The sequence below is a fragment of the Cellulosimicrobium funkei genome, assembly GCF_001019615.1.
Lineage (GTDB): Bacteria > Actinomycetota > Actinomycetes > Actinomycetales > Cellulomonadaceae > Cellulosimicrobium > Cellulosimicrobium cellulans_E.
Map to the genome: position 1 here is coordinate 1 of NZ_JNBQ01000065.1, position 8,550 is coordinate 8,550.

Genomic DNA, 8,550 nt, shown 5'->3' on the forward strand with positions numbered 1-8,550 from the left:
CCCGGCGTCCGCGCACGCGCGCGCCAGGTCGGGGGTTCTCCGAGAGGAACCCGTAGCCCGGGTAGACCGCGTCGGCGCCCGCCTCGCGGGCGACGCGCACGATCTCCTCGATGTCGAGGTACGCCCGCACCGGGTGGCCCGGCTCCCCGATGAGGTACGCCTCGTCGGCCTTGAGCCGGTGCTCGGAGTTGCGGTCCTCCTGCGGGAACACCGCGACGGTGCGGGCCCCCAGCTCGTAGGCGGCGCGGAACGCCCTGACGGCGATCTCCGCGCGGTTGGCGACCAGGACCTTCGAGAACACCGGCACTCCATCCGTCGACCGTGCGGCGCCGCCGGGGAGGGCGTGACGCGCCGCGTACCGGGCGATCCTCCCACGGCCTCGCCGGGCAGGCCGTCGCACCGGCTGTGACGTGCTCCACAGGCCGGCGGGTGCCGTGACGCGTCGACCGGGCGGCCCCGGCCCGGCAGGATGAGCGCCCCACCGCCCCGGGACGGCGGCGCTCGCGGCCTCAGCCGGCGGAGCGGGCCCGACGGCGCTGCGCGAGCTCGTCCTGCGGGCTCACCGCCGCGCCGTCCTCGTCGTCGAGCGACTCGGTGGGCAGCTCCGCGAGCGTGCCCTCGACCTCGCGCCACACCCGGCCGACCGCGATGCCGAACACACCCTGACCGCCCTGGACGAGGTCCACGACCTCGTCGGGCGACGTGCACTCGTACACGCTCGCGCCGTCGCTCATGAGGGTGATCTGCGCGAGGTCGTCGACGCCGCGCTCGCGCAGGTGCTCGACGGCGGTGCGGATCTGCTGGAGCGAGACCCCGGTGTCGAGGAGGCGCTTGACGACCTTGAGGACGAGGATGTCCCGGAAGCTGTACAGCCGGTGCGAGCCCGAGCCGGACGCGGGGCGCACGGTCGGCTCGACCAGACCGGTGCGGGCCCAGTAGTCGAGCTGGCGGTACGTGATGCCCGCGGCACGGCACGCGGTCGGGCCGCGGTAGCCGGTCGTCGTGTCCTGCTCGGTGATGTCCTCCCCGAAGAGGAGGCCCTGCGCGCCGTGCGGAACAGTCGCGCCGACACCGACGCTCGCCTCACCGCTGCTGTTCACTGTTGCCTCCTGGGGTGATGTCCACGACCACGCTATGGGCGCCGTCGGGGGTCGTCAACGACCGACGACCCGAGCGCTCGGGCGTGTCGCGCCCGTGCGTCCGGCGATCCGGCCGCTCAACCCTCGACCTGAGGTCGAACGTCCGTGTTGTCCGTTGTGCCCGCAAGCCTCGACCGTCGCTCGACGGTCGGTCCCCCCGACGGTGCGGACCGTCCACCTACTCGTCCACCGAGAAGTCCTCCGGCTGGACGTGGTCCAGGAAGTCGCGGAACTTCTCGACCTCCTCCTGCTGCGCGACGTCGACGACCTCGACCCCCGCCGTCGCGACGACCTCCGCCGAGCACAGCACCGGGCTGCCGGTGCGCACCGCGACCGCGATCGCGTCCGACGCGCGCGAGTCGAGCCGCACCCCGTTGCTGAGGACCAGCTCGGCGAAGAAGATGCCGCCGTCGAGCGCGACGATCTCCGCCCGCTCCAGCCGCACCCCGACCGCGTCGAGCAGGTCCCGCAGCAGGTCGTGGGTCATGGGCCGCGGCGTCGGCAGGCCGGCCTGCGCCATCGCGATCGCGCTCGCCTCCCGCGGCCCGATGACGATCGGCACCACGAGCTCGGACGCGTCGTCGAGCAGCAGCACCACGATCTCCTGGTCGCGCTGCTGCTGACGGACCCCGAGCACCTCGACCGGGACCATCGGGACGTCGTCGCTCACCCCTCCACGGTACGTCTCCCCCCGGCATCCGGCAGGGGGTGGGGCGCAACCGTGCGGGCGCCCCGCGGAGGGCGGGCGGACGAGCGGGTCAGCGCGTGAGGTCGTCGATCCCCTGGCGCACGAACACGGTGTGCAGCTGCGCGCAGAGCTCGCCGACCTCCGAGGCCACGGTGCCCGCGTGGGCGCGCGCGGACGCGCTCTGCTGCCCGCGCCACGGCGAGACGACCTGGTGCACGAGGCTCACGTGCCGGTCGGCGGCGGTGCGCAGGGAGCGCAGGTGACGTGGCTCGATGCCGTACTCCGAGAGCCCGGCGGCGAGCACGACCACGTCGAGCGAGCGCGCGTCGAGCTGGCCGCCCGGCGCCTGGCGCAGGACGCCCGCCTCGATGAGACCCTCGACGAGCTCTCGCTCCACCCCCGCCGCGGACACGAGCGCGTCGAGCGTGTAGCGCTGGCGGACGGCCGCCGAACCGGGCTCGCCGTCGGTCGTCGCCAGGCGCGGGGCGAGGGCCTCGACGTCGGCACCCGCGTCGAGGGCGGCGAGGCGCTCCTTGATGACCTTGAGCGGCAGGTAGCGGTCACGCTGCTCGACGAGCACGAACCGCAGCCGCTCGACGTCCGCGGGGCTGTACTGGCGGTAGCCCGACGCGGTGCGCACGGGCTCGATGAGCCCCTGCTCCTCGAGGAAGCGCAGCTTGGAGTGGCTGACGTTCGGGAACTCCGCCCGCAGCGCGCGCAGCACGTCGGAGATGCGCATGGTCGCGCGACGCGAGATGCCCTGCGGCCACGGCTCCGCACCGTCGGCGGGCTCGGGGGCCGTGGCGTGCGCGGCGCCCGTCGAGGCGTTCACGACCGCGGGGCCGTGCCGCCCGCCGGTGCCCCCGCGTGCGGGCTGGCGTGGAACGTGAGCCGGTACTTGCCGATCTGCACCTCGTCGCCCGTCGAGAGCGCGACGGCGTCGATCCGGCTGCGGTTCACGTACGTCCCGTTGAGCGAGCCGACGTCGCGCACGAGGAAGTGCTCGCCCTCGCGCACGAACTCGGCGTGCTTGCGCGAGACGGTGACGTCGTCGAGGAAGATGTCCGCGCGCTCCGACCGGCCGGCGACGGTGCGCTCGGCGTCGAGGAGGAAGCGGGAACCCTGCCCGGGACCGCGCTGCATGATGAGCAGGGCGGAGTGGCGCGGCAGCGCCGCGACCGCGGCGTGCTCCTCGGGGCTCAGGCCACCGGGCTGCACGCCCTCCTCGATCGGGGCCTCGATCCGGCCGAAGCTGACCGTCGTGTCGCTACCCGCCCGGTTCGGCACCTCAGGACCGCCTGGGACACTCATCTCGCCTCCTCGGGGCTCACGCACGTCGTGCTCGACCTCGGAACACCGCACCACGGGGCCGTGGCCCCGCCGTGCGGAACAGTGCTCGAAAACTACTACACCCGCAGGTCACGCGGTGCGCGCGACCCACGGTCGTCCCAACCTACCCCGGCCTGCGGGGATGCGGGAAGCCGCAGTCACTCGTCGGCCGGGACCGGGGTCGCGTACTGCGGCGCGCCGGGCTCGACGGTCGCGGCGACCTCGACCCGGTCCTGCTGGGTGATCGTCGTGCGCGCCCCGTCCGCGCGCAGCGACGCCATCGCGCCGCCGGGGATCTCGAGGGCCGTCTCGAGCGTCGACGGGTCGCCGATGACGTTCCACCGGTACGGCGAGGTGATCGTCTGCCCGTCGACCACGACGCCCTCGGCCGAGTCCTCGAAGTAGCTGCTCGCGACGAGGCGGACCCCGTTGACCTCCATCGCCTCCGCGCCCGCGTTGCGCAGCTCCTCGAGCACGTTGAAGAGCGCGAACGCGTCGAGCGCCTCCGCGCCCTCGACGACCTCGATCTCGACGCCCGGGCCCTCGGCGGGGAGCCGGCCGGACAGGATGCCGAGCGTCTCCGCCTGCTGCTCGGCGAGCTCGAGGGCGGCCCGCTCGCGCCCGGACCCGGACTGGAGCTCGTCCCGCGTCGACTCGAGCGAGGAGACCTGGTCCTCGAGCTCGCCGGAACGCTGGGTCACGTCGTCGAGGAGGCGCGACGAGGTCGCTCTGGCGCAGGGACGAGAGCTGGTCCTCCTGCGTCTGGCTCACCTGGACCACGAGCGCGAAGCCGAGCAGCGCGCACAGGACGCCGACGACGATCTGGGACCGGGACGCGCGGGGACGCAGCGCGCGGCCGAGCCCGCGCAGCCCGCGCGGCTCCGGTCGTGTCGGGGAGCCGTGGCGACCCACGGCGCCGATCACCCCCGTCGTCGCGGGGGGCTCCGCCGGCGCCGAGGCGTCCGTGCCGGTGGTGTCCGTGCGGGTGCTGTCCGCGGTCGCCGCGTCGCCGTCCGGTGCGGCGGCGTCGCCCGCGGGATCGTCCGGGGCGGCTGTGCCGCCGTCCCCGTCCCCGTCGCCGCGGTCGTGATCGGCGACGTCGTGCGGACCGGCACCTGCCGGGTCGGCGCCGGGCTCCTCGCCGACCGGGACGGGGTCGACCGCGGGCGGCTCGTCGCCCTCGACCGCGCCGTCCGGCACCTCGGGTGCGACGTCGTGCGCGCGTGCCGGCTCGTCGGCGGGCTCGCCGTCGTCGGTGGTCTCGTCCGGAGCGTCGGCGGCGGCCTCACCGGCGGTCGCGTGCGGAGCTGCGGTCTCCCCCGGGGTCTCGGTCTCGGCCGCGACGTCCGGGACAGCGTCGAGGTCCGGCGTTGGGGCGGTCTCGTCGGTGGTCTCGCCCGTGCTGACGGGAGCGTCGTCCGGGGCGTGGGCGCCCGGCGTCACGTCGTCGGCGCCCGGGTCGCGGGGGTCCTGGGGGTCGCGGGTCACGCTCACGCCTTGAAGATGTGGCGCCGGATGGCGGCGGCGTTGGAGAAGATGCGGATGCCGAGCACGACGACGACGGCCGTGGAGAGCTGGCTCCCGACGCCGAGCTGGTCGCCGAGGAAGACGATGAGGGCGGCGACGACGACGTTCGACAGGAACGACACGAGGAAGACCTTGTCGTCGAACAGCCCGTCGAGGCGGGCGCGCAGGCCCCCGAACAGGGCGTCGAGCGCGGCGACGACGGCGATGGGCAGGTAGGGCTGCAGCGACACCGGCACGGTGGGTTGCAGGACGAGGCCCGCGACGATGCCCACCACCAGTCCGACGACTGCGATCATTCGACGATCTCCTGCCCTGTCTCGTGCGGTTCCGAGCCCGTCCCGGTCCCGTCGGTCGTGCCGTCCGTCGTGCCGTCGGTGCTCCCGGCGGGCGTGTCGGAGTCTACGGTCGCGGCCGGGGGCTGCGCGAAGAACAACGTGGGTGCGGACCGGCCGGGCAGGTCGAGGCGGCTCTGCGTCGTCACGCTCGACCGGATGCCGTACTGGGTCCCGAGGATCTGGAGGTAGTCCGACGTGCCCGACCGCAGGAGCGAGGTGCGCAGCGTGTCCGGGTCACCGATCGCCTCGACCCGGTAGGGGCCGACGAGGGGCTGCAGGTCGACGAGCACCGCGTCGCCGGCGGAGCGGATGGCCGACAGACCGGTGAGGCGCTGGTCGTTGATCGCGACGGCCTCCGCACCTCCGGCCCAGAGCGCGTTGACGACGCGCTGGAGGTCGGAGTCGTGCACGAGCGAGTTCGCGTCCACGGTGTCGGACGACAGGCCGCCGCTGGTGTCGTCGAGCGTGACGACGACACCCTGGCCCTCGACCGCCTGCGTGCCGGTCAGCGCACCCTCCTCCTGGAGGCCCTGGAGCACGTCCGCGCTCGCGCCGCTGAGCGCGGCGCCCTGGAGCTGCTCGATCTCCGCGGACAGCTCCGCCCCGCGGGCCGTGAGCTCCTCGGCGGCGCCCTGCCGGTCGAGGATCTCCTGCTCCAGGGTCTCGCGCGCCGCGATGACGCCCGGCTGCGGGGCGCGCAGCTCGACCGCGGCCGCCGTCGTGACCACACCGAGGACGACCGCCAGGGCGACGAGGGCGACCGTGCCCGTGCGGCCGCGCTGCGGTGACTGGCCCGCGGCGCGGCGCGCCGCGGCGTCCGCGTACCCGGGGTCGAGCGGGCGGTGCATGACCTCGTTGAGCAGCGTCATCGACGCGTCGACGGGAGCGCGGCGTGCGGCGGCGCCCGGGTCCGGACGGTTCTGGCTCACGGCGCCTCCTGCGTCGTCGTGCCGGTCTCGTCGGTGGCGGCCCGGTCGCGCACGACGAGCGCGCGCGTCTGCAGCACGTACTGGGCGCCCGCGAGCCAGTACAGGCCGACACCCCACCAGGTGAACGCCCAGCCCGTGACCGCGGCGACGTCGCCCGGCCACCCCGGCATCTCGGCCAGCAGCAGGAGCGGGAACGCGTACAGCAGCGCGAACGTCCCGGCCTTGCCCGCGAAGCTCACCGGGAGGGGCCCGTACCCGTGGCGTGCCAGCAGGGGCAGCAGCGCGGCGAGGAGCAGGTCGCGCCCGACGATGACCACGACGAGCCACAGCGGCACGACGTCGCGCCACGCGAGACCCAGGAGGGTGACGAGGATGAAGAGCCGGTCCGCGGCCGGGTCGAGCATCTGCCCGAGGCGGCTCACCTGGTCGAGGCGCCGCGCGAGGACTCCGTCGAGCCAGTCCGACGCCCCCGACACGGCGAGCACGACCAGCGCCCACACGTCGTCGCCGCGCACGATGAGGACCGCGAACACCGGCACGAGGAGCAGCCGCAGGAGGCTGATGACGTTCGGGACGGTCAGGACGCGGGAGCTGACCTGCTGCCCTGCTGACACACCCACCGCCCCGTGCTCACGTCGCGCCGTCGCGGCGACCTGCCGCGCGCGGACCATCCTACGTACCGGGCCCCCGCACCCGGACCCTCATTTCGCGGCGCGGCGCCCTCCCCGGGCGGAAATCACCCGTTTCGTCCGTCCCGACCGACCACGGGGACGGGGACGCGGTGAGGGACGTCACCGGGCCCGGCCCGCTCGCCGACCGCACCCTCCGGTAGGATGGGCACACCTCTGGAGTTCGTCGCTCGTCCCGCGTGTGTCCGTGAGAGCGGCCGTCCCCCTCGATCATCCCTGATCGTCCCGGTGGCCGGCCTGGTGTGTTCGGGAGTGCGACCTGCGAGAACCGTCCTGGTGACCGCACGCCACTCCACACCCCGAAACGAACGGTCCTCACCCTTTCATGACTGCTGACGTCCTCGCGCCCTCGCACGCCCTCGACCGGTCCGCCGACGCCGCCACCGAGCGCGCGGACCGGACCCGTCCCGAGCCGACCGTGCCCGCCGGGCCCGTGTTCGCCGACCTCGGCCTGCCCGCTCCCCTCGAGCGCGCCGTCGCCGACCTCGGCTTCGTCACCCCGTCCGCGATCCAGGCCGAGGCCATCCCGGCGCTCCTCTCCGGCCGCGACATCACCGGCGTCGCGCAGACCGGCACCGGCAAGACGGCCGCGTTCGGCCTCCCGCTGCTCGCCGCGATCGACCCCTCGCTGCGCCGCGTGCAGGCCGTCGTCCTGACCCCGACGCGCGAGCTCGCCATGCAGGTCGCCGACGCCGTCGAGTCGTTCGCGACCCACCTGCCCAAGGTCGACGTCGTCGCCGTGTACGGCGGGTCCCCCTACCAGCCGCAGCAGCGGGCGCTCGCGGCGGGTGCGCAGGTCGTCGTCGGCACGCCCGGGCGCGTCATCGACCACATCGAGCGCGGCACCCTCGTGCTCGACGACGTGCGCTTCCTCGTGCTCGACGAGGCCGACGAGATGCTGCGCATGGGCTTCGCGGAGGACGTCGACACGATCTTCTCCCGCGCGCCGCGCGAGCGTCAGGTCGCGCTGTTCTCCGCGACGATGCCCGGCCCGATCCGCCGCGTCGCGAACGAGCACCTCACCGACCCCGTCGAGATCGCCGTCGCCCGCCAGTCCTCCACGGTCACGAGCGTGCGCCAGACGTACGCCGTCGTGCCGTTCCGGCACAAGACCGGATCCCTCGTGCGCGTCCTCGCCACGTCCGACGCCGAGGCCGCGATCGTGTTCACCCGCACGCGCGGCGCCGCGGAGGAGGTCGGGTCCGCGCTCGTCGAGCGCGGCATCTCCGCCGCCACCATCTCGGGCGACGTCGCGCAGAAGGAGCGCGAGCGGATCGTGGAGCGCCTGCGCTCCGGCGCGCTCGACGTCCTCGTCGCGACGGACGTCGCCGCGCGCGGCCTCGACGTGGACCGCATCGGCCTCGTCGTGAACTTCGACCTCCCGGGCGAGCCCGAGGCGTACGTGCACCGCATCGGCCGCACCGGCCGCGCCGGGCGCACCGGCGAGGCCCTGAGCTTCGTCACCCCGCACGAGCGCGGTCGCCTGCGCGCCATCGAGCGCACCACCCGCACCCCGCTCGAGGAGATCGAGATCCCCTCCCCCGCGGACGTGTCCGCGCACAAGGTGCGGGCCCTGCTCGGCCAGGTCCCCGCCCGCCAGGAGGCAGGCCGCCTGTCCATGTACGCCGACATGGTGCGCACCTTCCTCGCCGAGCACGACGTCGACCCCGTCGACCTCGCCGCGGCCATGGCGGCGCTCGCGGTCGGCGACGACGGCCCCCGGGCCCGCGAGGAGCAGGAGCGGTTCGAGGCCGAGCGTGCCGCGGCGCGCGAGCAGGCGAAGGCGCGCCGCACCGAGCGCACGGGCGAGCGTCCGCGCGGCGAGCGTGCCTCGGGCCGCCGCGAGGGCGACGGCACGCGCGGCATCCGCCGCGACGCCGTCGGGACCCGCTACCGCCTGTCCGTGGGTCACAA

General features: G+C 74.7%; 9 protein-coding genes and 1 pseudogene. 1 reads left to right on the top strand and 9 read right to left on the bottom strand.

What is annotated here, in order from left to right; translation table 11 throughout:
- From FB00_RS20435 to FB00_RS20475, 9 genes and pseudogenes are all read right to left on the bottom strand, one after another.
- Window positions 1-301: pseudogene (locus FB00_RS20435) on the bottom strand (biotin carboxylase N-terminal domain-containing protein); the annotation flags it as partial.
- A 208-nt stretch (window positions 302-509) separates the two neighbouring features.
- Window positions 510-1,100, bottom strand: coding sequence for a MerR family transcriptional regulator (locus FB00_RS20440; RefSeq protein ID WP_047234765.1), 591 nt, complete (start codon window positions 1,098-1,100; stop codon window positions 510-512).
- A 217-nt stretch (window positions 1,101-1,317) separates the two neighbouring features.
- Window positions 1,318-1,791, bottom strand: a complete 474-nt coding sequence (locus FB00_RS20445; protein ID WP_024839673.1) for a bifunctional nuclease family protein — start codon at window positions 1,789-1,791, stop codon at window positions 1,318-1,320.
- A 106-nt stretch (window positions 1,792-1,897) separates the two neighbouring features.
- Window positions 1,898-2,659, bottom strand: a complete 762-nt coding sequence (locus FB00_RS20450) for a MerR family transcriptional regulator (RefSeq protein ID WP_047234766.1) — start codon at window positions 2,657-2,659, stop codon at window positions 1,898-1,900.
- On the bottom strand, window positions 2,656-3,138 hold the full coding sequence (locus FB00_RS20455; protein WP_047234767.1) for an FHA domain-containing protein: 483 nt from the start codon (window positions 3,136-3,138) through the stop codon (window positions 2,656-2,658). Before FB00_RS20455 ends, FB00_RS20450 begins: the two co-directional genes overlap by 4 nt.
- Window positions 3,139-3,314: 176 nt before the next feature.
- Window positions 3,315-3,857, bottom strand: coding sequence for a DUF881 domain-containing protein (locus FB00_RS20460; protein WP_052877834.1), 543 nt, complete (start codon window positions 3,855-3,857; stop codon window positions 3,315-3,317).
- A 789-nt stretch (window positions 3,858-4,646) separates the two neighbouring features.
- Entirely contained in the window at window positions 4,647-4,979 is a 333-nt protein-coding gene (locus FB00_RS20465) for a small basic family protein (protein WP_021483549.1), read from the bottom strand.
- Entirely contained in the window at window positions 4,976-5,947 is a 972-nt protein-coding gene (locus FB00_RS20470; protein WP_064316595.1) for a DUF881 domain-containing protein, read from the bottom strand. Before FB00_RS20470 ends, FB00_RS20465 begins: the two co-directional genes overlap by 4 nt.
- Window positions 5,944-6,561 (bottom strand): CDP-alcohol phosphatidyltransferase family protein, encoded by a 618-nt coding sequence (locus FB00_RS20475; protein ID WP_047234769.1) that lies wholly within the window; start codon window positions 6,559-6,561, stop codon window positions 5,944-5,946. The genes FB00_RS20470 and FB00_RS20475 overlap by 4 nt, the downstream gene beginning before the upstream one ends.
- A gap of 400 nt (window positions 6,562-6,961) precedes the next feature.
- Between FB00_RS20475 and FB00_RS20480 the strand changes: the two genes are divergently transcribed.
- Window positions 6,962-8,550, top strand: a 1,589-nt coding sequence (locus FB00_RS20480) for a DEAD/DEAH box helicase (RefSeq protein ID WP_082141565.1), incomplete at its 3' end; no start/stop codon positions are given.